Below are 23,800 nucleotides of genomic sequence, written 5' to 3' on the forward strand. Positions count from 1 at the left end.
CGGGTGAGCGGTGGCCGGTTCAGGAGGCGGAGTCCGCCAGCCTGGCGACGGTTCCCCGGAGGAGGTCGAGGGTCAGGGCGTCGCCGAGGCCCATGGTCCGCAGGCGCAGTTCGAGCGCCTGCTCGCCCTCGTTGGTGACACGCAGGTAGCAGGGGTGCCCGATCCGGGAGAAGGGGTCCTCCCGGACCGGTCCGGTCTCGTCCTCGGCGCAGGGCGGCGGCGCCTCGCCCGGCAGGAAGTTGAAGGCGAAGGTCGCCCGGTAGGGGTCCCGGTCGCGGCGGACGGCGTCGCGCAGCGCGTCGACCTCGTCCACGTCGTACATCCCGTACCGGAAGGCGGTCAGGCTCCGGGTGTGGACGTGGCGGGCGTACGGCCCGAACTCCTCCGGGCCGGAGTCGAACGGGGCCGCCGCCCACTGGTTCATCGAGCTGACCACGCCGTTCCACGGAGGGACGAAGCGGTTGGAGGACATCAGCTGGCCGACCAGGGCGCCCGGTCCGGCCGCGAGCGCCGCGGTCCGGGCGAAGGCGGCCAGCACGACGCTGGACAGCGGCACGGAGAGCTCCTCGGCGAGCCGGCGCGCGGCGGCGTGGGCCGCCCGGGAACGGACGGTGTACTGGACGGCCTCGTCCTGGGCGGTGTCCTGGGCGGTGCCGGGGCCCGCGGGGCCGAGCTGTGCGGCGGAGAGGCCGAAGACCCGCTCCCAGTAGCCGGTCAGCGCGGCCCGGCGCGCCCCGCGGCCGGTCGCGTGCTGCCACACCGCCAGCTCCCGGGGCGTGGGCGGCGGGGCGCCGTCCGACGGCTTGCCCCGCTCCAGGGCGGTGCGGAACCCGGACTCCAGGATGCCGAGGCTCCAGCCGTCCGCGACGATGTGGTGCTTGATCACCACGACCGCGCGGGGCCGGCCGTGCTCGGTCGCGACGCGGAACCGCCACGCGGGCGCGGCGCCCAGGTCGAAGGGCTCGGCGGCCAGCGCGGCGGTCATCCCGTCGAAGGTCTCGGCGGTGCACTCGACCACGCCGGCGTCGACTCCGTCGGCGGTCGGCAGCACCCGCTGGGACGGCGCGAACGGGTCCGACACGTCGTAGACGGTCCGCAGCGACTCGTGGCGCGCGGCGAGCGCGAGGACGGCGTCCTGCACCTCGGCGACGCTGACCCCGGCCCCGTCCTCGGGCGGGATCCACACCGTCCGGACGTTGGCCTCGTGCCACCGGCCGCGCGCCAGGTGCCTGACGTCGCGCCAGACCGACAGCTGGCCGTACGAGAGGGGAACCGGCTCGTTCACGGAGGACTCCGTTCGTTCGTGTGGCGCCCGACCTGCGCCCGAGGCTGACGCCGGGTCAGCCTAGGAGCGCCGCGTCGACCGGGAACAGGCAAGAGGGCGGCAGCCGGGGCCCCGGTCCGCAGGCAGCAAAGTTGCCTGCCGCTTACCTGGACGCGGCCGGGAACGCGTCCCACTGTGGGGGTGATGTTCCGTGACCCGTCGGGCCGACGACGAGAGGTGTTGCCGTGGCCGAGGAAGTGCCGGACCTCCGGCTGTTCACGACCGTTCCGCCGCCCGCGGACCGGCACGGCTACCTCGGGGTGGTCCGGCAGGCCGCCCGGCTGGCGGAGGAGGCCGGCTTCCGGGGGGCGCTCGTCTACTCCGACAACAACACGGTCGACCCCTGGGTCGTCGCCCAGGAGGTGCTCGCCGCCACCACCGACTTCGCCCCGCTGGTCGCCGTGCAGCCCGTGTACGCCCACCCGTACGCGGTCGCCCAGCGGATCGCGAGCTACGGCATGCTCTACGGGCGCCGGATCGCCCTCAACCTGGTGGCCGGCGGCGTCGTCGGCGACCTCACCGCACTGGGCGACGCGACCCCGCACGACGACCGCTACCTGCGGCTGACCGAGTACGCCCAGCTGGTCGGCCTGCTGCTGGCCGGTGCGGGCCCGGTGACCTTCGAGGGCCGCTACTACCGGGCCCGCAACCTGCCGCTGGCCCCCGCGCTGCCCGCCGGGCTGGCGCCGGAGCTGTACATGTCCGGCTCCTCCGAGGCCGGCCGCCGGGCGGCCGGGACGCTCGGCGCCGTCCCCGTCCGCTACCCCGTGCCGCCCGGCCCGGGCACCGAGGGGGATCTCGGCGGCCTCGACGGCGGGGGCGTCCGGATCGGGATCATCGCCCGCGACACCGACCGGGAGGCGTGGACCGTGGCCCACGAGCGCTTCCCGGCGAGCCGGGCCGGCCGGCTCGCGCAGATGCTGGCGCGCGGCGTCTCCGACTCGGAGTGGGTGGCCCGGCTGTCCGCCGCCGACGAGTTCCCCGGCGGGCCGGACAGCCCCTACTGGATGGGCCCGTTCCGCACCTACGCGACCTTCTGCCCCTACCTCGTGGGCAGCCACGAGAAGGTCGAGGCCGAGATCGCCCGCTACCTCGACGCCGGGTGCCGGACGTTCATCATGGACACCGCGCGCGCCGCGTCCGACTACACCGCCACGGCCGCGGCCTTCGCCGGGGCCCGGCGCCGCCGCCGCGGCGGACCGGACGCGGCGCCGGTGGGACCGTGAACGCCGACACCGGTGTCGGAGCCGGCGCGGGCGTCGGGACCCCGGTGCTCCGGACCACCGACCCGCTCGCGCTGCGCCGGGTCTACGGCGCCTTCCCGACCGGCGTGACCGTGCTGGCGGCGCTGGTCGACGGCGAGCCGGTCGGGATGACCGCGTCGTCCTTCGTCCCGGTGTCGCTCGACCCGCCGCTGGTCTCCGTCTGCGCCGGGCTCGCCTCGACCACCTGGCCGCGGCTGCGGCGGACCGCCAGGCTCGGTGTGAGCGTGCTGAGCGGCGACCAGGAAGGTGTCTGCCGGCAGCTGTCCGCGCGCGGCGTCGAACGCTTCGCCGGGCTCGACTGGTGCCGGACCGGGGAGGGCGCGGTCCTGCTGGACGGCGCGTGCGCCTGGTACGACTGCTCGGTCGAGCGCGAGATCACCGCCGGGGACCACCGGATCGTCCTGCTGCGGGTGCACGTCACGGGCGTCGACCCGCAGACCCCGCCCCTGGTCTTCCACGGCAGCCGCTACCGCCGGCTCGCCGGGTCCTGAGGACCGCGGTCAGCGGGCGACCCGCTGACCGCAGTGTCCGGGACGGTGCGCCTGCGGGCGGTCCGGCGGCGGGGCCGCGCCCTCCCGCGCGTACAGGTGGATCAGCCGCGGCACGGCGTAGACCGCCCGGTGCGCGGTGACCTCGTCGACCGGCGAGGTCACCATGCCGGCGCTGATCAGGGCCTCCAGCTCCCGCAGCGCGGCGCTCTCGTCGCAGTGGAGCGCGGCGGCGGCCTCGGCGAGGGTGAACGGGCGGGCCAGCGGGAGCCGCGCGAGGCGCAGCAGCGCCGCCCGGCCCGAGGGCGTCAGCTCGCGCCAGCAGCGCGCGAGGTGCGGGCGGACGGCGACGTCGCCGGCGGCGAGCTCGTCGAGCACCGCGTCCGGGTCGGCCAGCCGGGCGGCGTACTCGCGCAGCGGGAGGTGCCGCAGGACGGCGAGCTTCAGCCCGCCGGCGCGCACCGCGAGGGGCAGCATCCCGGTCGCGTCGACGATCTCCTCCGCGGCCGCGAGGTCGCTGCGCAGGCGGTCCGGGCCGATGATCCGGCCGAGCAGCTCCAGCGCCTCGTCCGGCGAGTAGGGGGGCGGTTCGACCCGGTGCACCGGCGCGAGGCCGGCCAGGTGGACGCGCGAGGTGACCACGGCGGCGCTCACGCCGTCGGCGGGCAGCAGCGCCCGGGCGACCGTCTCGTCCGGGACGTCGTCGAGGATCAGCAGCACCCTGCGGTCGGCCAGCCAGGCGTGCCACCGGGCGACCGTCCGGCAGGGGTCGTCGGCGGGCTGCTCGGCCATGCCGGCCAGCCGTGCGACGTCGCCCAGCACCTCCTGCCAGGACCGGGGCGACCCGTCCTCGGTGCGGGACCGCACCAGCATCCTGCCTTCCGGGAAGTCGGCCTGCAGCAGGTGCGCGATGCGGACGGCGAGCGTGGTCTTCCCGATCCCGGCGGGGCCCACCAGGGCCGCCACCCGGCCGCCGTCGACGAGCAGTTCCCGCAGCTCGCGCACCTGCTCCGCGCGGCCGGTGAAGTCCGCGGTGTCGGGCGGCAGGACGGTCCGGGCGGGTCCGCCGGCCGGACCCGGCCGGCCGCCGCCGCGCCGGGCGGCCAGGATGCGGCGGTACTGCCGCTCCAGGGCCGGGCTCGGCGACAGGCCCAGTTCGCGGGCCAGCAGCTGCCGGTACCGGTCGTAGGCGGCCAGGGCCTCGGCCTGGCGGCCCAGCACGTGCAGGGTGTTCATCCGGGCCGCCTGCAGCCGTTCGCGCAGCGGGTGCCGTTCGATCAGCTCGCCGACGCCCTCCGCGACCGCGGCGATGGCGCCGCCGCGTTCCAGCTCCGTCTCGGCCCAGTCCTCGTAGCCGCCGAGGCAGCGCTCCTCCAGCCGGGCGGCCTCGGCCCGGACCATGGGGGAGCAGCGCAGGCCGGCGAACGGGTCGCCCTGCCAGAGGTCCAGTGCCTGGCGGAACAGGCCCGCCGCCGCGTCGAGTTCGCCGGCGACCGCGGCGGTCCGGCCGGCCTGGGCGAGGTCCTGGAACCGCGAGACGTCGTACTCCGACCGCTCCGTCCGCAGGCAGTAGCCGCCGTAGTCGTGGACGATCCGGGCCCGGTCGCCGTCGCCGCCCTCGCCGGCCTCGTCGCCGAGCAGCCGGCGCAGGGCGGACACGTAGACGTGGAGGTTCTTGCGGGCCGTCCGTGGCGGCTCGTCCTGCCAGACGGCCTCCGTCAGCAGCTCCAGCGAGACGGGGCGGTTGGGGCAGCAGAGCAGCATGGCCAGGACCAGCCGCTGTTTGGGCGGTCCGAGCGGCACCGGCCGGCCGGCGACCTCGACCTGGAGGGGGCCGAGGACCGAGAACCGCACTGTGGTCCGCCGCTGCTCGTCCAAGGACTCCTCCAACGGGTGTCGGTCGCGGTGGTCCGGCGTGGCGGGGGCGTCGCCCGGGACCGCTCGCATCGGGCCGGTCCGGCCGGCACCCTGCCGGGGGGCGGGCCGCCGCCCCCACCGTGATCTTCCCGATCCTCGCGCGGCCGGACAACGGGGGACTCTGCCTATGTTCTGGCCGCGGCCCCCGACCAGTCCGGTCCGCCCGCCCCCATGAACCGGACGGCGCGAGCAGTCGGTCCCGTACCTGCCGCGGGCCGCTCGGGCCGGGCGGGTGCGAACCGGTCACCGTCCCCGGAGGGGCGGTGACCGGTTCCGTCCGCGGTGACCGGCCCGCCGCTCAGATCAGCGTGCGCCAGTAGTACCAGAAGCGGTTGAGGACCAGCAGGGCGATCACCGCGTACCAGAGCACCGGGACCACCCAGTGGTAGCGGGCCGCCTCGCGGACCGCCGGGCGCAGGGCGCGCGGCACCGGGAGGACGCCGGAGCGCAGGTTGTGCAGGGTGGTGTACCAGAACAGCGGGATCATCGCCGCCCAGACCACCATGCAGTACGGGCAGAGCGCGCCGATCCGGTACAGCGCCTGGTACGTCAGCCAGCTCACGAAGCCGATGCCGAAGACCGTCCCGGCCTGCAGCCCCAGCCAGAACCAGCGCCGGTAGGAGGCCCCGGCCAGCAGCCCGGCGCCGATCGTCAGGACGACGGCGAAGCCGGCCAGGCCGAGCAGCGAGTTCGGGAAGCCGAAGGCCTCGGCCTGGTCGCTGCGCATGATCGAGCCGCAGCTGATGATCGGGTTGATGTTGCAGTTGGGGACGTAGGACGGATCCTCCAGCAGCCGGATCTTGTCCAGCGTGAGGACGGCGGAGGCGAACAGCCCGAGCGCTCCGCCGATCACCAGCAGCAGGGCGAACGGCCGGCTCGCGCCGAGGCCGGCGCGGCGGGCGGGTGCGCCGGTCCCGGGTGCGCCGGAACCGGTCGCGGGGGCGGCGGCGGTCACCCGGTCACCTGCTTGACCATGGCGGTGAAGCGCTCCGGGGTGGCGGGGGCGCCGCCCGAGAAGACGTCGAGCTTCCTGCCGTCCAGCCGGACGGTCGGGGTGCCGGTGACGCCGCTCTTGTCGAAGGCCTTGTTGACCTGCTCGGCCCAGGGCACGTACGTGCCGTCCTGGACCGCCTTGACGAAGCCGTCGGTCTTCAGGCCCGGCACCTGGCCGGCCAGGTCGAGCAGGTGGTTGACGTCGGCGAAGGCGTCGTCCCGCTCGTCCGGCTGGTTGGCGTAGAGCACGTCGTGGAACTGCTTGAACTTGTCCACGCCCTCGTTCAGCGCCGCACCGGCGGCGGCCAGCGCGGTCCGCGAGCCCTTGCCGCCGAGGCCCTGGTCGAGGAAGGTCGCCAGGCGGTACTCGATCTTGTACGTGCCGGCGTCGGCGAGCTGCTGCATGGTCGCGCCGGTGGTGGTCTCCAGCTGCTCGCAGTAGGGGCAGCGGAAGTCCTCGTACACCTCCAGGGTGTGCGGGGCGTCGGCCTTGCCGTAGGTGATCACGGTGCCGTCGGCGCCCGCGTTGGCCGGGGTGACCAGCGGCCCCGCGGCCGCGGTGTCGCCGGAGCCGGAGGAGCCGCCGACGGCGAAGGCCACGCCCGCCGCGAGGGCGAGCACGGCGGCGGAGGCGACGCCGACCACGGTGCGGCGGCGGATCCGGGCGGACCGCTCGGTGCGCTCGCGCTCCTCGCGCATCCGCTCGGTGGCGGCCCGGCGGGCGGCGGCCCTGGCGGACGCCTTGGGGCCGGTGGCGCCCTTGGTGTTCTTGGGGTTCTTCGGGTTCTTCGGGGCGGTGCTCATGGTGACGTCGTCCTGGTGCTCGTGGCGTGCGTGCGGGCGCGGCGGGACGACCGGCGGAGGACCACCGGGGAGACGGGGTCGCTCAGCAGGCCGGCGCGGACACCGGGGGGCCGCGCCGGACGGCGGGCCGGAGCAGGACGGACTCGGCCGGTACCCGGACCCGGCTGGCGCGCGGGAACGGCATCCGGACGACCGGGCGGGCCGGGCGCGGCGCGACGAGCAGCAGCACCCAGCGGCCGGCGGCGGAGAGGAAGCGCCGGGCGAAGTCCCCGAGCATCCGGACCGACCCGGCCAGGCCGGTCAGCGCGGCGTCGGCACGGCGCAGCCAGAAGGCGGCGGCCAGCGCGATCGCCGAGTGCAGCAGCAGGAGCAGCAGCAGGCTGGTCGGTCGGGAGAGGCCGTGACCGACCAGGAACCCGCCGAGCGAGCCACCGCCGCAGAGCAGCGGTTCGAGGCCGCGTGCGGCGCCCGGCGGCAGCGAGGGGCAGGTGGACTGGGCGAGGTCGAACAGGGCGCTCAGGCCGAGCTGCAACGGCAGGAAGACCGCCGCGACGGCCCGGTAGCCGCGCTCGCGGCCGGCCAGCGCGAACGCCACCGCGAAGACGGCGGCCCCCGCCACGGCCAGCGTGCCGAGCGGCAGCGGGCGGCCGGTGACCAGCACCTGGCCGAGCCCGGCGAGCAGCACGAGCAGCGCGGCGAAGACCGCCGCGCGGAGCGTCCTGGAAGCCGGGCCGACCGGGCCGGTGTGGGTCTGCATAGGATCCGAGTCTGCCACAGGTTGAAACCCGGACGACTGTTCAGGGCGCCCCCTGTGAAGATCCTCACCACGGCCCTGAGCTGCACTTATGGGCCGTTTACGTCCTGGGTGCCGGGCGCCGCGACGACCGGGTCGGCGGGCCGGGAGGCAGCCGCCATCCGGGCCTCGACCAGCTCCCGGAACAGCTCCAGGTCGGCCCGGACTGTCCGCTCGATCGCCCCGGCCTGGGCGAAACCGCGCGGCCCGCCGAACGCCTCGTGCACCGCCTCCGGGTCGTACTCCACCCGGACCTGGAGCCGGGTGTGCTCCCGGTCGAGCGCCAGCAGGGCGAAGGCGCCGTGCAGGTCGAGGCCGTCCAGGGTCCGCCAGGCCATCACCCGGCCCCGGCCCCGGTCGGTGATCTCGGTCTCGACGTCGTGCTCGCTGCCGGAGACCTCGACCCCGAGGTGGGCGAGGTTGCGGCCGTGCGGGTGGGCGCTGCGGACGCCGTCGACGAAGCGCGGGTAGTCGTGGACGCGGTGCAGCTGCTCCCAGGCGGCGAGCACCGGGGCGTCGATGTCGATCTGTTCCTCCAGCGTGCACATGGCGGGGCGGCCTCCCTCGGTGGTGCGCGGTCCACCTCCCAGCCTGCGCCGGGGGTGGCCGGTCGGCAAAGAGAGCCGCCGGGGCCGCGGTGCGCGGTGGTGCTGTGCGGGGTCGCAGCGTGGTCGCAGCGGGGGCGGAGCGCGGGCGGCTGCGCGAGACTGGGCGCATGCCGGAGCTGCCCGAGGTCGAGGCCCTCACCGCCTACCTGTCCGAGCGGCTGACCGGGCGCGTGATCGCCCGGGTCCAGCCGGTGGCGATCAGTGCGCTGAAGACGTACGACCCGCCGGTCACGGCGCTGGAGGGGCGCACGGTGGGGCCGGTCGTCCGGCACGGGAAGTTCCTGGACGTCGCCGCCGGGGACCTGCACCTGGTGGTCCACCTGGCCCGCGCGGGCTGGCTGCGCTGGAAGGAGAGCCTGCCCGCGGAGCCGCCGCGGCCGGGCGGGCGGAACCCGCTCGCCCTGCGGGTGCGGCTCGACGGGCCGGACGGGGACGGGTTCGACCTCACCGAGGCGGGCACCAGGAAGGGCCTCGCGGTGTACGTGGTGCGGGACCCCGCGGAGGTCCCGGGGGTGGCCCGGCTCGGCCCGGACCCGCTCGACCCCGGATTCACCCCGGAGCGCTTCGCCGAACTGCTGCACGGCGAGAAGCGCCGGATCAAGGGCGTGCTGCGGGACCAGGGCGTGCTGGCCGGCGTCGGCAACGCCTACTCGGACGAGGTGCTGCACGCGGCCCGGATGTCCCCGTACAAGCTGGCGTCGAGCCTGTCCGAGGAGGAGACGGCGCATCTGTACGAGGCGCTCGGGTCGACGCTGCGCGACGCGGTGGAGCGCTCCCGGGGGCTGGCGGCGGGGGAGCTGAAGGCGGAGAAGAAGCTCGGCCTGCGGGTGCACGGCCGGACCGGGCAGCCGTGCCCGGTCTGCGGGGACACCGTGCGGGAGGTGTCGCTCGCCGACTCGTCGTTCCAGTACTGCCCGACCTGTCAGACCGGGGGCCGGCTGCTGGCGGACCGGCGGCTCTCCCGGCTGCTCAAGTAGCCCGCCGGTCCCGCGCCCGTCCCGTCCGTGCCCCCGCCCCTGCCCCCGTCCGTGGCCCCGACCCGGCCCCGCGGTCGGTGCGCAGGCCGGCCCCCGGCGTGCGGGGGCCGGGCCCGTCGTGGGCGTTCAGAGCTTGCGGGCGACGCCGCCCCAGTAGTACGCGGCGTACGGGTCGGCCGGCTGCTCGCCGTCCGGGTGCCAGGCCATGACCGGGGAGACGCCCGGCTCGATCAGCTCCCAGCCGTCGAAGAACCGGGAGACCTCCTCCTTGGTGCGCGGGACGAGGGTCATGCCGCCGGCCCGCGCGGCGTCGGCGACCTTGCCGACGGCCACCGGGTCGAAGTCCTGGGTGGGGTGGGTGAGCGCGAGGAAGCTGCCGGCCGGCAGGGCGTCCCGCAGCGCGGCGACCTTGCCCCACGGGTCGTCCTCGTCGGCGATCAGCATCAGGACGGCGATCATCAGCAGGCCGACCGGCTGGGAGAGGTCCAGCGTGGAGGTGAGCGCCGGGTCGGACAGCAGTTCGGCGGGCTTGCCGAGGTCGGCGTGGATGTAGGTGGTGCGGCTGGCCGGGGTGGAGACCATCAGCGCGCGGGCGTGGGCCAGCACGATCGGGTCGTTGTCCACGTACACCACCCGGGTGCCGGGGCTGGCCGCCTCGGCGATCTCGTGGGTGTTCGGCGACGTCGGGATGCCGGTGCCGAGGTCGAGGAACTGGCGGATGCCCTGCTGCTCGGCCAGGTGGCGGACGGCGCGGCCCTGGAAGGCGCGGTTCTCCTTGGCCATCGCCTTGACGCTGGGCACGGCCTGCTCGATGGCCTGACCCATGGCGCGGTCCGGCGGGAAGTTGGTCTTCCCGCCCAGCCAGTAGTCGTAGACGCGGGCGGAGTGCGGGGCGCTGGTGTCGACCCCGTACTTCTCCCACTGGCTGAGCTCGGCGGCGTCGTTGTCGGGCTGGTCGGCGAAGTCCTGACTCGTCGTCATGGCCACGTCCTCTGAAGACAGATCATCACACTGGGAGAGGTCAGACTAGCGGGCCCGGCCCGGCTCCGGTCGGGGGGAGGGGGGATGAGCTGCGGTTTGGTCCGTCAGGGTGGTGATCGAGCTCGTCGGAGTTGCCGCCGGGAGGCGGGGCGGTGAACGGGGGAGACATTCGACATGCTGTCTGATCGTCAGATTACTTCGCGAAGATTGCTGCTGGTCGCGGCCGGGATGTCGCTGCTCGGGATCGCCGGCTGCCGGGGTCCGGCCGAGGGCGGGGGAGGGGGTGCGGCGGAGGGTGCCGAGGCCGCCGGCCCGCCCGGCCCGGGCGCGGTACCCGGCTCCGCCGACCCGTCGCCCCCGGCGGAACCCTCCCCCTCCCCGTCGCCGTCCGCGGCGCCCTCCCCGACCGCCGCCCCGTCGGTGCCCCCGCCGGTGGCGCGGGCGCTGACGGCGGCCGAGACCCGGCCCGTGTACGAGCTGGACGCCGAGCGCCGGGTGGTCGCGCTCACCATCGACGACGGTCCCGACCCCCGCCACACCCCGACCGTCCTGGCGCTGCTGGAGCAGTACGGGATCCGGGCCACCTTCTTCCTGATCGGGGAGAACGCGGTCGAACACCCCGGGCTGGTCCGGGAGATCGCCGCCCGGGGCCACCACATCGCCAATCACACCTGGTCCCACCCCGACCTGCGGAGCCTCTCCGAGTCGAAGGTCCGAGAGGAGCTGGAACGCACCTCGGACCTGCTGCACCGGTCCACCGGGAAGGTGCCGACCTGGTTCCGCGCCCCCGGCGGGGACTGGTCCTCGACGTCGCTCAAGGTGAGCGCCGACCTGGGGATGCGGCCGATGGCCTGGTCGGTGGACCCCCGGGACTGGGCCCGCCCGGGGACGGGCGTGATCACCGACCGGATCCTCAAGGACGTCCGGCCCGGGGCGATCGTGCTCAACCACGACGGTGGCGGGGACCGTTCGCAGACCGTGGCGGCGCTGAAGACGTACCTGCCGGTGCTGATCGACTCGGGGTACCGCTTCACCGCGCCGCCGGGGTGAAACGGGGCGGCGGCGGCGCCGACGACGGCCGTGCGATGACGGAAGGTAGCGGGAAATGGTGCTAAACCACCCGAAAGGATGGATTAGCAGAATCGTTTCACCGATTTTTGGGCCTCTAGGGTGAACTCGCATCAATTACCCAGGTACCACCCGGTACCGCCCTGAAAGGGCCACCCGCCATGCGTCTCCGCAACGCCGTGCTCGCCGCCACCAGCGCCGTCGCTCTCGTCCTCGCCGTCCCGGTCTCCGCCAACGCCGCCGACGGCGTCTTCCGCTACACCTATCTGGACGGCGGGTCCGGGCAGCGTGGCGAGCTCGTCGATCCGGCGAGCGAGACGTGCATCGACCTCCCGGGGGCCACCGAGGCCGACCCGGCCTTCGCTCCCGTCAACCGGACCGGCGGGACCTCCGTCGTCTTCCTGGAATTCGGGTGCGGGGGCGACGTCTACTACACGCTGAAGCCGGGTGGCTCGGCCGGGCGGCGCCTCCACGTCCGCTCGGTGCTGTTCTCGTAGCGGAGCCGTCCGGGCCGCCGCGCCTCCGCACGGCGAATTCGTACGAAGCGCGGGACAAGCGGGGAATTGGTTGAGACCATTCCGGTGAACCGGCCGTGAACGCGGGCCGGTCGACTGCGCGACGACACCGGGAGCGACCGTGCCGATCCGAACAGCCGGGCTCTCCGCCCGGGCCCGCGGAGTGTTCGTCCTCGCAGCCGTGCTGCTCCTCGCGGCCGTCGGCTTCGGCGTGCAGCGGGCGGCCGGCGGCGGGGACGCCGGGCCCGGCGGAGGCGCCGCCCCGGCCGCCGCCCCGGCGGGGCCGCGCACCGCCGACCGGATCGTCCCGGCGCCGCTCTCCGCCACCACCGGCTCCGGGCCCGGCTACCGGCTCACCGCCCGCACCGCCGTCCGGACCGCCACCGGTCCGGACGCCCCGGCGCAGCAGGCACAGGAGGTGCGGCGGATCGCCGGGCAGCTCGCCGAGGCGCTGCGCCGCCCGACCGGCCTGCCGGTCGAGGTGGTGGCCGACGGCGACGCGGCGGCCGACGGCATCGGCCTGCTGCTCGACCCCGCCCTCCCCGCCGAGACCGGCGCCGAGGGCTACCGGCTGACCTCCGACGCCACCGGCGTCCGGATCTCCGCCCGCACCCCCGAGGGCCTCTACCGGGGCACCCAGACACTGCGGCAGCTGCTCCCGCCGCAGATCGAGGGCCCGGCGAAGGCGGCTGACGGCACCGAGTGGACGGTCGCGCCGGTCACCGTCGAGGACCGCCCCCGCTACGCCTACCGGGGCGCGATGCTCGACGTGGCGCGGCACTTCTTCACCCCCGCCGAGGTCAAGGGGTTCATCGACCGGCTGGCCCTGTACAAGGTCAACCACCTGCACCTGCACCTGACCGACGACCAGGGCTGGCGGATCGAGATCCCGTCCCGGCCCGAACTCACCCGGGTCGGTGCGGTGAGCGAGGTGGACGGCACCCCCGGCGGCTTCTACACGGCGGCCGACTACCAGGAGATCGTCCGGTACGCGCAGGAGCGCTACCTGACCGTCGTCCCCGAGATCGACCTGCCCGGCCACAGCAACGCCGTCCTCGCCTCCTACCCGGAGCTCGACTGCACCCGCAGCGCCCGGCCCTGGCCGTACACCGGGATCGAGGTCGGCTTCTCGACGCTCTGCCCGACCGGCGACGCCGTCTTCGCGTTCACCCGGGAGGTGATCGCCGAGGTGGCCCGGCTCACCCCCGGCCCGTACCTGCACATCGGCGGCGACGAGGTGAAGACGATCTCCGCGGAGGAGTACGCGGGGTTCGTGCAGCAGGTGAACGCCCAGGTGCTGGCCGCGGGCAAGACGCCGGTGGGCTGGAACCAGGCCGCGCCGGCCGGGGTCGGGGTGCTGCAGTACTGGGACGGCCGCGGCGGGCGCGACGTCGAGCTCGGGCAGGCCGCCGAGCGGGGCGCCAAGGTGATCATGTCGCCGTCCGGCCGCAGCTACCTGGACATGAAGTACGAGAAGTCCTACCCGCTCGGGCTGGTCTGGGCCGGCACGATCGACGCCCGGCACGCCTACACCTGGGATCCGGACAACGTGCTCAAGCTGCCGGCCGGGTCGGTGATCGGGATCGAGGCACCGCTCTGGACCGAGACCCTGGACACCCCCTACGAACTGGACCTGATGCTGCTGCCCCGGCTGCCCGCGCTGGCCGAGCTGGGCTGGTCGCCGAAGGCCGCCCTCGACTGGGACGGGTTCAAGCGGCGCCTCGCCGAGGAGGGCGCGCGCTGGGACGCCGCCGGGTACGCCTACGAGCGGCGGCCGGAGGTGCCCTGGCCCGCACGGTAGCCCGGGGCGGCGTAGCGTGACGAGGGGAGGGTTCGCGCACGTCCCGAGTTGTGCAGGAGGAACGATGTCCGCACGGGAGCCGGACCCGGCGAGGCAGGAGCGGTTCGCGGGTCGCGTGGTGCAGGTGCTGAACGACGCCTGCCTGGGGATCATGGCCAGCGTCGGCCACCAGACCGGGCTCTTCGACACGATGGCCGGCCTCGCCCCGTCGACCAGCGGGGAGATCGCCGCCGCAGCCGGGCTGGACGAGCGCTACGTCCGGGAGTGGCTCGGCGGCATGGCCGTCGGCGGCTTCGTGGAGTACGAGCCCGGGCCCGAGCCCGGCCCCGAGCACGGTCGCTACCGGCTGCCGCCGGAGCACGCCGCCTCGCTGACCCGGGCGGCCGGGCCGGACAACGCGGCGGGCATGATGCAGTACCTCGCGCTGATGGGCGAGGTGGAGCAGCGGGTCGTCACGGCGTTCCGCGAGGGCGGGGGCCTGCCCTACTCGGCGTACCCGCGGTTCCAGGCCCTCCAGGGCGAGGAGACCGCCGCGGTCTACGACCGGGTGCTGGTGGACGGGGTCGTGCCCCTGGTGCCCGGCCTGACCGAGCGGCTGCGGGCCGGCATCGACGCGGTCGACATCGGCACCGGACAGGGCCACGCCGTCAACGTCCTGGCGAAGGCCTTCCCGGCGAGCCGGTTCACCGGCGTGGACATCTCCGAGAAGGGCATCGGGGCGGCCGAGGCCGAGGCCGCCGCGCAGGGCCTGGACAACGCCCGCTTCGTGCTCGCCGACTCCGCCCGGCTCACCGGCGCGTACGACCTGGTCACCGCGTTCGACGTGATCCACGACCTGGCCCGGCCGGCCCCCACCCTGAGCGCCGTCGCGGGAGCGCTGCGGCCCGACGGCGTCTTCCTGATGGGCGACATCGCGGCGAGCAGCCGGCTGGAGGAGAACCTCGACCACCCGCTGGGCCCCGCGCTGTACGCCTTCTCGGTCTTCTACTGCATGACGGTCTCGCTCGGCGAGGGCGGCGCCGGGCTGGGCACGGTCTGGGGCGAGCAGACCGCCCGGCGGATGCTGGCGGAGGCCGGGTTCGGCACGGTGGACACCCGGCGGGTCGAGGGCGACGTGCTCAACCTCTACTACGTGGCGCGCCCGGCCGGCACCCCGGCGTAGCGGCGGGTGCGGGGCCGGCGGGTGGCCGGGGCGCGGGCGCGGACGTAGGTTCGAAGGGTCCGTCCGAGTGAAGGAGGGCGTCGATGACCGGCAACGGCTACGCACACCCCGAGACGCTGGTCGACACGGAGTGGCTGGCGCGTCACCTGGACGACGGCACGCTCCGCGTCGTCGAGGTGGACGAGAACACCGGGGCGTACGAGCAGGGCCACATCCCCGGCGCGGTCGGCTGGAACTGGGCCACCGACCTGCACAGTCCGGTCGGCCGCGACTACATCGACCGCACCGGCCTCCAGCACCTGCTGCGCGCCGCCGGGGTCGAGGACGACACGACCGTGGTGCTCTACGGCGGCAGGAACAACTGGTTCGCCGCGTACGCCTACTGGCTGATGCGGCTGCGCGGCTTCGGGCCGGTGCGGCTGCTGGACGGCGGGCGCAAGAAGTGGGAGCTGGAGGCGCGCCCGCTCACCCGGGAGGTCATGGACTACCAGCACAGCGGGTACCGGATGACCGAACCCGAGCACCCCGAGGTCCGGGCGCTGCGGGACGAGGTGCTCGCCAAGGCCGAGGTGTTCGCCAAGCCCGGTACGGACGCGGTGCTGGTGGACGTCCGCTCGCCCGCCGAGTACCGCGGCGAGGCGCTGGCGCCGCCGCACCTGCCGCAGGAACAGGCGCAGGTGCCCGGGCACATCCCCGGTGCGGTGAACATCCCGTGGTCGCAGGCGGCCAACGAGGACGGCACCTTCCGGTCGGCGGAGGAACTGCGCGCGCTCTACGGCGTGCAGGGCGTCGAGTCCGAGCGCGAGGTGATCGCCTACTGCCGGATCGGCGAGCGCTCGGCCCACACCTGGTTCGCGCTGACCGAGCTGCTGGGGTACCCGCACGTCAAGAACTACGACGGGTCGTGGACGGAGTACGGCTCGCTGGTACGGGCGCCGGTGGCGCTGGGGGCGTGAGGGTCCGGGCGCGGCGGAGGCCGCACCCGGCCGGACGTGGCACGGGCGCGGCACGGGCGCGGCACGGTGATGTCGGCCTGTTTCTTCTCATGAACATTTCATCTCCAAGGCGTGAGACGAGGTCCGCCGGGACAAGGATCGTTGCGACCCGTTGTCCCAGCGATCCTGTGGAGGACCCCTGTGCGCAAGAGGCTGATCGTCTCTGCCGCTGCCGGCGCGCTCGCCCTGCTCCTGTCCGTCCCCGCCTCCGCCGCCCAGGCCGGCCAAGGCGCGGCCGGCATCGGAGACTCCTACTACCCGAACGCCGGCAACGGCGGCTACGACGTCTCGCACTACGACATCCGCCTCAAGTACCAGCCCGTCACCGACGAGCTGGAGGGCACCGCCACCCTCCTCGCCACCGCCACCCAGGACCTCACCCGGTTCAACCTGGACTTCGTGCTCAAGGTGAACGAGGTGCTGGTCAACGGGCGCCCCGCCAGGTTCGCCGCCACCGGTGACCAGGAACTGGAGATCACCCCCGCCCGGACGATCGACAGGGGCAGCCGGATCACCGTGGTGGTCCGGTACGCCGACAAGCCCGGCGAGGTCGAGCGCGGCGGCTACTCCGCCTGGATCCGCACCCCCGACGGCGGCGTCGTCGCCAACGAGCCCGAGGGTTCGGCCTGGTGGTACCCGAGCAACGACCACCCCACCGACAAGGCCAGCTTCGACGTCTCCGTCCTGGTCCCCGACGGCACCCAGGCGATCAGCAACGGCACGCTGACCCAGAGCTCGCGGGCCGGCTGGACCCGCTACAACTGGCGGCAGCCCAAGCCGCAGGCCACCTACCTGGCCACGCTGGCGATCGGCAGGTTCGACCTCTACACCGACACCACGGCGGGCGGACTCCCCGTCACCACCGCCTACAGCAAGGACCTCGGCGAGAACGACGGCGCCGCGCGGGCCAGCGTCGAGCGGACCGGCGAGATCGCCGACTGGCTGAGCGGGTACTTCGGCCCCTACCCCTTCGGCTCGCTCGGCGGCTACGTGCCCAACGTGCGCACCGGGTACGCGCTGGAGACCCAGACCCAGATCTTCTACAGCCCCGCCCAGTTCGCGCGCGGCGCCAACACCGGCGTGGTGGTCCACGAGCTGGCGCACCAGTGGTACGGCGACAGCGTCTCCGTCCAGCGCTGGAGCGACATCTGGCTCAACGAGGGCTTCGCCCGGTACTCGCAGTGGCTCTGGTCCGAGCACGAGAACGAGGGCACCGCCCAGGAGCTGGCCGACTACGTCTACGCCTTCTACCCGGCCGACAACGCCTTCTGGACCGTCAAGCCGGGGGACCCGGGCGCGGACCACCAGTTCGCCGCCGCCGTCTACGACCGGGGGGCGCTGGCCGTTCAGGCGCTGCGCAACACCGTCGGGGACGACAAGTTCTTCCGGATCCTGAAGGGCTGGCCGACCGAGCGCAAGTACGGCAACGCCACCGTCCAGCAGTTCCAGGCGTACGCGGAGCGGATCTCCGGCAAGCCGCTCGGGGGGCTGTTCAACACCTGGCTGTTCACCGTCGGGAAGCCGGCGGTCGGCTCGTCGGGCGTCGCGGCGGGCGTCGCGTCGTCGGCTCCGTCGTTCGGTGCCCCGTCGGCGACCGCCCCGTCGGCGGCCGCACCGGCGTCCGGCGCGGCGGACGTGCCGCCGGAGCCGAAGTCGTGGAAGAAGATCCAGGAGACCAACGCGGTCCACGACCACCGGGGCTGACGCCCGGGCGGGACCTCCGGCCCGGCCGCCCGCGCAGCTGCGCGGACGGCCGGGCCGTCCGGTTCGGCGGGTCAGCCCGCCGGGACGGCGACGGCCTCGGCCGCCCCGGCCAGGGCCTCGGCCTCGCCGACGACCAGGTTCTCGATGCCGAGGAGGAAGCGGGCCATGGCGGGGCGGGGGAGGACGGCCGGATCGGCGGTCATGGCGAGCTGGAGGGCGTCGCCGGTCTGCAGGGCGTCCAGCGCGTAGCTGAGGCCGGGCCGCGGGTCGAACTCGGTCGGCCAGGTCAGGGTGGTCCGTTCGCGAGCCCGGTCGAGCGGCTCGGAGGACGGCACGGGGGCGGTCGCCAGGGTGGCCGGCAGGAGGTCGCGGGTGTCGTTGAAGATGCACGACCGGTCGGCCAGCGGGACGCCCTCCGCCGTCAGGCGGTCGATCTCGCCGTCCAGCAGGCGCCGCTCGTAGTAGGCGTGGCGGTACGTGGCGATCGCGGCGGCCTGGGTGCGCCGGACCGTCTCGCCGAAGTCGCCCGCGGCGTTCGGCAGATGGAACACGCCGTCGCTCGCGATCACGCTCACCGCGTCGGTCAGGCCCGGCAGGAAGCGGTTGCTGACGATGACCTGGATCACGACGTCCGGTGATCCCGAGAGCTCGGCGGTCATCGTGCAGGCCGCCGCCAGCAGCACGGAGGAGGAACTCGCCCGGTGGGCGGTGGCGACCAGGTCGACCGCGCGGAGCAGGGCCGGCGAGTCGAGCAGTGCGTTCGGGAACGGCGCGGACTCCGCGGTGGTGGGCGGGAAGAGGCGGGGCGGGCCGAGCCGCAGCTTGCGCAGGACGTGCGCGCGGGCGTTGGCGTCGCGGCGTCTTCCCCGCTCCGACCGCTGGAACTCCGCCTCCTCCAGCGGCTGCTGGGGCGACCGCTCGGCCCGGACGGACTCGGGGGTGGCGCCCAGGGCCAGCTCGGTGAGGTCCTGGATCACCCGGCCCATTCCGCTGCCGTCCACCGCGGTGTGGGAGAGGACCAGGGTGATGTGCCGGACCAGCCCGTCGGCGATCACCAGACCGACCCGGAGCGGCCAGTCGGTGGCACTGTCGAACGGGTCGGCGGCCAGCCGGCGGTGGAGTGCGCTGCCGGCGGTGGCGAGTTCGGTGGGGTCGTCGTCGCAGTGCCGGGTGTGCACGGTCAGCAGGCCGTCCGGGTCGACGGTCTGGCGCAGCCCGGTCCCGCTCTCGTCCGGGTGCAGACGGGTGTGCAGGGAGTCGTGCAGGTGGAGCAGGTCGCGCAGGGCGTCCAGGGTGGTCTGCACGGGGACGCCGGGGTCCACGGGTGAGGCCGTGGTGATGTTGTAGCGCGGACGGTCGGCGGGGGTCAGGCGGTTGACGACGTCCCAGATGGCCTGCTGGCCCCAGGTGGCCGGGCCGCTGCCGGATCTTCCGTTCGAGAAGCTGATGTCCAAGGTTCGACTCGTAGTCACCGTGGGGGTTCTCCGATGTGTGGTCCGAGGATCAGTGGTGCTGCGGAGGGTGCGGTGGGAGCCGTAGGGAGAGTCTGGCGCACCACCGGGAGATCGTCGAGAGTCCACCGGTGGGGTGGGGGTGGTTCAGGGGGGTGGCCGGTGCGGGCGAGCGGCGGAACCCGGGGCCGGGAGGGTGGCGTGGCCGCCGCATGCGGAACCGCGAGATCCAGCCATGTGAAGGTCGGATCAGGTAATCATCTTCGGACGCAAGGCGAACAGCCGGTGAATCTCCGGAACCCATGGAAACATCTGACATGTGAAGCGTGAAATTGCACTGCTTCGCACCTCGGCCCACCCTGTGCCCTTGTGAAGGAGAGATCTCCGATGAAACGATTCACCGCGATCCTTGCCGGTGCCGCCGCCCTGTCCGCGCTCGGCGCCGTGAGCGCCACCGAGGCCACCGCGCAGGCCTCCACCGCCACGACGGCGACCAAGACCTGTGTCTACGGTTTCGAAGGCATCCTGCGGACCCAGCTCTGTGCCACCGTCGACGGGGACCAGGTCTGGCTGTCCGGCTACGCCACCCCGGTCGCCATCAGCTGGACCCCGCAGACGGTCTCGTTCGACCTCACGGCCGGGATCGTCGGCGGCGCCTCGCTGGGGACCGACACCCCGAACGTCGTCATCCCCGTCGGCGGCCGGCCGGTCGGCTACGTGGCCGGGACCGCCCCCTGCGGATCGACCGTCACCGGGACGTTCTCCGTCACCAAGTGGGGCTGGCCGCCGTCGACCGCCACCGTCTCGGTGCCCGTCCCCTGCTGATCCCCGCCGGGTCCACGGACGCGCCGGTCGGCCGGCCCTCACGGGGCGGGCGGCCTGCGGGCGCGTGGACCCGGCCTCCGGAACGGTCGCCGGCCGAGCCGGGCCCGTGACGGCCCGCGCGCCGGTCAGGACCGTTCGGCGGTGACGACGTGGTAGTCGAGCAGGCCGTCCCGCCACGTCGTCAGGAAGTTGCGGGTCCAGTGGCCGGACGGGACCGTCCCCTCCAGGTAGCGGTCCAGCCCCGGCCAGACGTCCTCGCCGATGGATCCGGTGGCGATGCGGGTGAACCCGGCGTCGGCGAGGTCGGCCGTGAAGGCGTCGAGCGGGTGGGCGACGTCCAGGCCGTCGGCGAAGCTCCCGAGCAGGATGCTCAGCCGCTCGGCCGCCTCCGGACCCTCGGCGCTGAAGAACGTGGTGACCACCAGCCGGCCGCCGGGCCGCAGGACCCGGGCCGTCTCCCGCGCGAAGCCGGTCAGCTCGCGGAAGTGCTGCGCCGCCTCGACCGAGTACACGCCGTCCAGGGAGCCGTCCGCGAAGGGGAGCTCGTCCGCCGAACCGAGGGTGTAGCCGAGCCGGTCAGGGAACGTCGCCAGGGCGCGGGCGTTGACGGCGCGGGCGCGTTCGACCTGGTCGGGGTGGATGTCGACGCCCGTCACCCGGGCGAAGCGGAACTCCCGCAGCGCGAGCGCGGCGCCGAGCCCGCGCCCGCAGCCGACCTCGGCCAGCCGCAGGGACTCGGCCGGCGCGGGGAAGGCGCGCAGCACCCGGCGGTACAGGTTCTCCTGACTGAGGACGCGGTCCTCCGGCGTGGGCGCGGTGGTGTCGATGCCGCGCCAGTCCCCGAAGTTGATGAAACCGCCCGCGAAGCTCGCGGCTCGGGAAAGGTCGTCAGGGCCGTAGGTCTGGCGTACGGACGCGGGGATGCGGTCGTTGCTCATGGGGGCTCGGTCTCCGTGTGAGGGCTGAGTGGTGTCGTGGAGGTGCGTGGGTCCGCGCCCGCTCGCGGGCGCGCGCCGCAGTACGTACCCAAACGTGCCGGTGACGGAACTACCCGAAGGGGGTGGTTTCGCGGATAACAAGCAGGTCAATCGGGTTGTGAGTGATACGTGAGGATGAGCATGCTTAACGGCATGACTTCGGCTACGTCACCTCTCCGCCAGACCGCCGCGCCCGTCGCGGACACCGCCGACTACGAGCACGACTGGGCGCTCGTCGACGTCGAGACCTCCGGGCTGAGGCCCGGGCAGCACCGGGTGCTGTCGGTCGCGGTGGTGACGGTCGATGCCCAGGGCCGGCAGACCGGGGAGTTCTCGACGCTGCTCGACCCCGGGGTGGACCCGGGACCGGTCGACATCCACGGTCTGACGGCCGAGCGTCTGCGCGGGGCGCCGACCTTCGAACGGGTCGCCGGCCGGATCGCGGAGCTGTTGGAGGGACGGGTCATGGTCGCGCACAACGCCCAGTTCGACTACGACTTCCTCAGCCACGAGTTCGCGCTGGCCCGGTCCTGGCTGCCGGTCTCCCGGCGGCTCTGCACGCTCGCGCTGAACCGCCGGATCGAGACCCCCACGGACGACCTGAGGCTCGGCACGCTCGCCGCGCACTACGGCGTCGTCCAGCGGCGGGCCCACGACGCCCTGGACGACACCCGGGTGCTGGCGGGGATCCTGCGGGGGTCGCTGGTGGAGGCGGCCCGGCTGGGGGTCCCGCTGCCGCTGGTCGCCTGCCCGCCCCGGCGCACCTCGGAGTTCCGCCCGCGGATACCGAAGACGCCGTGCGGCTACCGCAACCCGGGACGCTGGGCGGCGGGCGGGCCGCTGGTGCAGGGCATGAAGGTCGCCGTCACCGGCGAGACCGTGACGGCGCGGGAGGAACTGGTGGCACGGGCGGTGGCCGCCGGACTCAACGTCATGACCTCGGTGAGCCGCCACACCAGCGTGCTGGTCGCCAACGCGGGGCCGGACGGCGCGGCTTCGGCGAAGGCCCGGCGCGCTGCGGCGGAGGGCGTGCCGCTGGTCGACGAGGCGGCGTTCCTGGCACTGCTGGCGGAGGTGCGGCCGGGGCAGTCGCACGACGCGGCCCACGGCGGCGGACCGGCGGCGCCGGTCGTGCCGGGGCCCACGGCGGCGGAGTCGCCGGTGCGGGAGTCGCCGGTCGCGGCCGGGGCGGCCGGCGCGGTGACGGACCCCGTGGCGCAGCCCGCCCCGGACGCCGTCCCGGACACGACCCCGGTCGTCGCCCAGGTCCCGCCGGCGACGGCGGCCGGGCCCGGCGGGCGGGCGCCGGTGCGGCGCGGCGGGGCGCGGGAGCGGCGGGCGTTGACCGGGCGGCGGATCCTGGTGCTGGGCGGCCGGCACCAGGAGTCGGCCGAGGCCCGGACGGCGCTGGTCGACCTGGGCGCCGCGGCCGCGGTGAACCTCTCGGCCAACGTCACCGACGTCCTGGCGCTCACCGGCGCCCACGCCGACCGGCGGATGCGGCGGATCGAGTGGCTGGGGCTGCCGGTCCGCGAACCGGACTGGATCGAGGAGGTCCGGAGTGCGCCGCCGGCGGGCCTCCCGGCGGGCGGGTCGCCGGACGGCGCCGCGCCGGACGAGGACGGCGAGGTGGTGCTGCCGCGCGGCGGCGTGATCGACCTGCCGCTCGCCGCGGACGGCACGCGCTGGACCGTCCACGCGTCCTGGGCCCAGCAGAGCACCTGCGAGGTCGACGTGGTCGCCTTCGCCCTCGACGAGGAGGAGCAGGTCGCCTCCGACGAGGACTTCGTCTTCTACGGGGCGCCGGAGAGCCCGGACGGGACGGTCCGGCTCGCGTTCGACGGCCCGCAGGAGCAGGGCGTGACCGTCGACGTGGGCCCGCTCGCGTCCTCGGTGCGCCGGATCGTCGTCGCGGCGGCGATCGACGGCGCGGCCACCTTCGGCGACGTCGGGGCGGTCGAGATCGCGCTCGCGGGCGGGACGCGGGCCCGCCCGATCGTGCGGGCCACCCTGGACGCGGCGACCACCGAGCGGACGCTCCTGCTCGGCGAGGTCTACCGGCGGGGCGGGGCCTGGCGGTTCCGGGTCGTCGGGCAGGGCTTCGACCACGGACTGGAGGAGCTCGCGCGGAGCTTCGGCGTCGACGTCGCGGGCTGAGAGGCTGTGCGGGGGCCGTTCGGCACCCGACGGAGACGGGCAGGGCGGGCGACGCCGGGGACCGGGCCGCGCCGATCGGCACCGTCCGACTTTCGACGATCGAGGAGGACCTGTGAGCGGGACGGGCACGGACGACGGGCGGGTGGCGCCGCCGCTGACCGGGGGAGAGCGGGAGACGCTGCGCGCGTACCTGGACTTCCACCGCGGGACGCTGGCGATGAAGTGCGCCGGGCTGACGGACGAGCAGCTGCGGTCGCGGTCGAGCCCGCCGTCGACGCTGACGCTGCTCGGGCTGGTGCGGCACCTGGCGGAGGTGGAGCGGACCTGGTTCCGGCGGGTGATCGACGGGGAGGACGTTTCGCTGCGCTGGTCGACGGAGTGGGACTTCCAGGCCGCGTACGACGCGGCCGGGGCCGACCGTGCCGAGGCGTTCGCGGCCTGGGAGTCGGAGGTGGCGCACTCCCGGCGGATCGAGCGGGAGGCCGCCTCGCTGGACGTCACGGGTTACCAGGTGCGCTGGGAGAAGGAGGTCTCGCTGCGGTTCGTGATGCTGCACCTGATCCACGAGTACGCCCGGCACAACGGGCACGCCGACTTCCTGCGCGAGGCGATCGACGGGCAGGTCGGCGCGTAGCACCGCAGGCCCGGCCGCCGGGTTCAGAACGGCCAGCGGTCGGCCGGTGCGGTCGGGGGAGCGGGGTCGTCGGGCCGGACGGGCGGCGGGGGCGGGGCGGGCTCGGCGAGGGGGCGGAACCTGGGCGGCTCGACCAGGTGCTGCCACTCCTGGTCGGGGCGGCCCGGGACGGTCCGTCCGGCATCCAGCCAGAGGCGCGCGAGTCGGGCGAAGATCGGGGCGTCGAACAGAAACGTTCCGTCCTTGGACCGGGGTGAAGGCAGGTAGTCGTAGCTCATGACCGGATAACGAGCGGGGCGGGCCGCCGCAACCCGTCGGCGGGGGAAATGAACGCCGCGCGGGGCGGCAGCCGTACTCGTCC

22 protein-coding genes are annotated in these 23,800 nt (G+C 74.6%); 12 read left to right on the plus strand and 10 right to left on the minus strand.

Annotated elements, in window-relative coordinates; translation table 11 throughout:
- Positions 1-19: 19 nt before the first annotated feature.
- Positions 20-1,285, minus strand: coding sequence for a condensation domain-containing protein (locus tag PUR56_RS40440; protein ID WP_329952635.1), 1,266 nt, complete (start codon positions 1,283-1,285; stop codon positions 20-22).
- Positions 1,286-1,509: 224 nt separating this feature from the next.
- Here PUR56_RS40440 and PUR56_RS40445 point away from each other — a divergent pair, with 224 nt between their 5' ends.
- Positions 1,510-2,550, plus strand: a complete 1,041-nt coding sequence (locus PUR56_RS40445; protein ID WP_329952636.1) for an LLM class flavin-dependent oxidoreductase — start codon at positions 1,510-1,512, stop codon at positions 2,548-2,550.
- Positions 2,547-3,080, plus strand: coding sequence for a flavin reductase family protein (locus tag PUR56_RS40450; protein WP_329952637.1), 534 nt, complete (start codon positions 2,547-2,549; stop codon positions 3,078-3,080). Before PUR56_RS40445 ends, PUR56_RS40450 begins: the two co-directional genes overlap by 4 nt.
- A 9-nt stretch (positions 3,081-3,089) precedes the next feature.
- On the opposite strand, the gene PUR56_RS40455 is transcribed toward PUR56_RS40450, so the two are convergent.
- The 5 genes from PUR56_RS40455 to PUR56_RS40475 form a co-directional block, all read right to left on the minus strand.
- Positions 3,090-5,024, minus strand: coding sequence for an AfsR/SARP family transcriptional regulator (locus tag PUR56_RS40455; RefSeq protein ID WP_329952638.1), 1,935 nt, complete (start codon positions 5,022-5,024; stop codon positions 3,090-3,092).
- A gap of 268 nt (positions 5,025-5,292) precedes the next feature.
- The gene (locus PUR56_RS40460) at positions 5,293-5,949 is read right to left on the minus strand and encodes a vitamin K epoxide reductase family protein (RefSeq protein ID WP_443034628.1); all 657 of its coding nucleotides are present in this window, start codon (positions 5,947-5,949) and stop codon (positions 5,293-5,295) included.
- Positions 5,946-6,791 carry a DsbA family protein gene (locus tag PUR56_RS40465; protein WP_329952639.1) on the minus strand — a complete coding sequence of 282 codons (846 nt, stop codon included), beginning with the start codon at positions 6,789-6,791 and terminating at the stop codon, positions 5,946-5,948. Before PUR56_RS40465 ends, PUR56_RS40460 begins: the two co-directional genes overlap by 4 nt.
- 82 nt (positions 6,792-6,873) lie before the next feature.
- The gene (locus tag PUR56_RS40470) at positions 6,874-7,548 is read right to left on the minus strand and encodes a hypothetical protein (RefSeq protein ID WP_329952640.1); all 675 of its coding nucleotides are present in this window, start codon (positions 7,546-7,548) and stop codon (positions 6,874-6,876) included.
- An 86-nt stretch (positions 7,549-7,634) separates the two neighbouring features.
- Complete coding sequence (locus tag PUR56_RS40475; protein WP_329952641.1) at positions 7,635-8,132, minus strand: SRPBCC family protein; 498 nt, start codon at positions 8,130-8,132, stop codon at positions 7,635-7,637.
- A 167-nt stretch (positions 8,133-8,299) separates the two neighbouring features.
- On the opposite strand from PUR56_RS40475, the gene PUR56_RS40480 reads away from it, so the two are divergent.
- Positions 8,300-9,169, plus strand: coding sequence for an Fpg/Nei family DNA glycosylase (locus tag PUR56_RS40480; protein WP_329952642.1), 870 nt, complete (start codon positions 8,300-8,302; stop codon positions 9,167-9,169).
- Between the two features lie 126 nt (positions 9,170-9,295).
- On the opposite strand, the gene PUR56_RS40485 is transcribed toward PUR56_RS40480, so the two are convergent.
- Positions 9,296-10,150 carry an SAM-dependent methyltransferase gene (locus PUR56_RS40485; RefSeq protein ID WP_329884366.1) on the minus strand — a complete coding sequence of 285 codons (855 nt, stop codon included), beginning with the start codon at positions 10,148-10,150 and terminating at the stop codon, positions 9,296-9,298.
- A gap of 174 nt (positions 10,151-10,324) precedes the next feature.
- Between PUR56_RS40485 and PUR56_RS40490 the strand changes: the two genes are divergently transcribed.
- From PUR56_RS40490 to PUR56_RS40515, 6 genes are all read left to right on the plus strand, one after another.
- Positions 10,325-11,200 carry a polysaccharide deacetylase family protein gene (locus PUR56_RS40490; protein ID WP_329952643.1) on the plus strand — a complete coding sequence of 292 codons (876 nt, stop codon included), beginning with the start codon at positions 10,325-10,327 and terminating at the stop codon, positions 11,198-11,200.
- Positions 11,201-11,379: 179 nt separating this feature from the next.
- A complete protein-coding gene (locus PUR56_RS40495; protein WP_329952644.1) occupies positions 11,380-11,715 on the plus strand; it encodes a hypothetical protein in 336 nt (111 codons plus the stop codon).
- A gap of 139 nt (positions 11,716-11,854) precedes the next feature.
- A complete protein-coding gene (locus PUR56_RS40500) occupies positions 11,855-13,534 on the plus strand; it encodes a beta-N-acetylhexosaminidase (RefSeq protein ID WP_329952645.1) in 1,680 nt (559 codons plus the stop codon).
- Between the two features lie 64 nt (positions 13,535-13,598).
- The gene (locus tag PUR56_RS40505; RefSeq protein WP_329952646.1) at positions 13,599-14,696 is read left to right on the plus strand and encodes a class I SAM-dependent methyltransferase; all 1,098 of its coding nucleotides are present in this window, start codon (positions 13,599-13,601) and stop codon (positions 14,694-14,696) included.
- Between the two features lie 83 nt (positions 14,697-14,779).
- Positions 14,780-15,652 (plus strand): sulfurtransferase, encoded by an 873-nt coding sequence (locus PUR56_RS40510; RefSeq protein WP_329952647.1) that lies wholly within the window; start codon positions 14,780-14,782, stop codon positions 15,650-15,652.
- 180 nt (positions 15,653-15,832) lie between these two features.
- Positions 15,833-17,395, plus strand: a complete 1,563-nt coding sequence (locus tag PUR56_RS40515; RefSeq protein ID WP_329952648.1) for a M1 family metallopeptidase — start codon at positions 15,833-15,835, stop codon at positions 17,393-17,395.
- 71 nt (positions 17,396-17,466) lie between these two features.
- Here PUR56_RS40515 and PUR56_RS40520 read toward each other — a convergent pair whose 3' ends face one another.
- On the minus strand, positions 17,467-18,849 hold the full coding sequence (locus PUR56_RS40520) for a condensation domain-containing protein (protein ID WP_329952649.1): 1,383 nt from the start codon (positions 18,847-18,849) through the stop codon (positions 17,467-17,469).
- A gap of 384 nt (positions 18,850-19,233) precedes the next feature.
- On the opposite strand from PUR56_RS40520, the gene PUR56_RS40525 reads away from it, so the two are divergent.
- Positions 19,234-19,671, plus strand: a complete 438-nt coding sequence (locus PUR56_RS40525; RefSeq protein WP_329952650.1) for a hypothetical protein — start codon at positions 19,234-19,236, stop codon at positions 19,669-19,671.
- A gap of 125 nt (positions 19,672-19,796) precedes the next feature.
- Here PUR56_RS40525 and PUR56_RS40530 read toward each other — a convergent pair whose 3' ends face one another.
- Positions 19,797-20,609, minus strand: a complete 813-nt coding sequence (locus tag PUR56_RS40530) for a class I SAM-dependent methyltransferase (RefSeq protein ID WP_329884383.1) — start codon at positions 20,607-20,609, stop codon at positions 19,797-19,799.
- A gap of 192 nt (positions 20,610-20,801) precedes the next feature.
- On the opposite strand from PUR56_RS40530, the gene PUR56_RS40535 reads away from it, so the two are divergent.
- Both PUR56_RS40535 and PUR56_RS40540 read left to right on the plus strand, forming a co-directional pair.
- Entirely contained in the window at positions 20,802-22,805 is a 2,004-nt protein-coding gene (locus PUR56_RS40535) for a DEDDh family exonuclease (protein ID WP_329952651.1), read from the plus strand.
- 112 nt (positions 22,806-22,917) lie between these two features.
- Complete coding sequence (locus tag PUR56_RS40540) at positions 22,918-23,439, plus strand: DinB family protein (protein WP_329952652.1); 522 nt, start codon at positions 22,918-22,920, stop codon at positions 23,437-23,439.
- Between the two features lie 23 nt (positions 23,440-23,462).
- On the opposite strand, the gene PUR56_RS40545 is transcribed toward PUR56_RS40540, so the two are convergent.
- On the minus strand, positions 23,463-23,717 hold the full coding sequence (locus tag PUR56_RS40545) for a hypothetical protein (protein ID WP_329952653.1): 255 nt from the start codon (positions 23,715-23,717) through the stop codon (positions 23,463-23,465).
- Positions 23,718-23,800: the final 83 nt, after the last annotated feature.

The sequence above is a fragment of the Streptomyces sp. BE303 genome, from assembly GCF_036290945.1.
Taxonomy (GTDB): Bacteria; Actinomycetota; Actinomycetes; order Streptomycetales; family Streptomycetaceae; genus Kitasatospora.

What these genes read in the sequence shown, in the direction of transcription:
- PUR56_RS40455 (WP_329952638.1), bottom strand. Translation starts at nt 5,024, where the DNA reads ATGCGAGCGGTCCCGGGCGACGCCCCCGCCACGCCGGACCACCGCGAC.
- PUR56_RS40465 (WP_329952639.1), bottom strand. Translation starts at nt 6,791, where the DNA reads ATGAGCACCGCCCCGAAGAACCCGAAGAACCCCAAGAACACCAAGGGC.
- PUR56_RS40470 (WP_329952640.1), bottom strand. Translation starts at nt 7,548, where the DNA reads ATGCAGACCCACACCGGCCCGGTCGGCCCGGCTTCCAGGACGCTCCGC.
- PUR56_RS40475 (WP_329952641.1), bottom strand. Translation starts at nt 8,132, where the DNA reads ATGTGCACGCTGGAGGAACAGATCGACATCGACGCCCCGGTGCTCGCC.
- PUR56_RS40480 (WP_329952642.1), top strand. Translation starts at nt 8,300, where the DNA reads ATGCCGGAGCTGCCCGAGGTCGAGGCCCTCACCGCCTACCTGTCCGAG.
- PUR56_RS40485 (WP_329884366.1), bottom strand. Translation starts at nt 10,150, where the DNA reads ATGACGACGAGTCAGGACTTCGCCGACCAGCCCGACAACGACGCCGCC.
- PUR56_RS40490 (WP_329952643.1), top strand. Translation starts at nt 10,325, where the DNA reads ATGCTGTCTGATCGTCAGATTACTTCGCGAAGATTGCTGCTGGTCGCG.
- PUR56_RS40495 (WP_329952644.1), top strand. Translation starts at nt 11,380, where the DNA reads ATGCGTCTCCGCAACGCCGTGCTCGCCGCCACCAGCGCCGTCGCTCTC.
- PUR56_RS40505 (WP_329952646.1), top strand. Translation starts at nt 13,599, where the DNA reads ATGTCCGCACGGGAGCCGGACCCGGCGAGGCAGGAGCGGTTCGCGGGT.
- PUR56_RS40510 (WP_329952647.1), top strand. Translation starts at nt 14,780, where the DNA reads ATGACCGGCAACGGCTACGCACACCCCGAGACGCTGGTCGACACGGAG.
- PUR56_RS40525 (WP_329952650.1), top strand. Translation starts at nt 19,234, where the DNA reads ATGAAACGATTCACCGCGATCCTTGCCGGTGCCGCCGCCCTGTCCGCG.
- PUR56_RS40530 (WP_329884383.1), bottom strand. Translation starts at nt 20,609, where the DNA reads ATGAGCAACGACCGCATCCCCGCGTCCGTACGCCAGACCTACGGCCCT.
- PUR56_RS40535 (WP_329952651.1), top strand. Translation starts at nt 20,802, where the DNA reads ATGACTTCGGCTACGTCACCTCTCCGCCAGACCGCCGCGCCCGTCGCG.
- PUR56_RS40545 (WP_329952653.1), bottom strand. Translation starts at nt 23,717, where the DNA reads ATGAGCTACGACTACCTGCCTTCACCCCGGTCCAAGGACGGAACGTTT.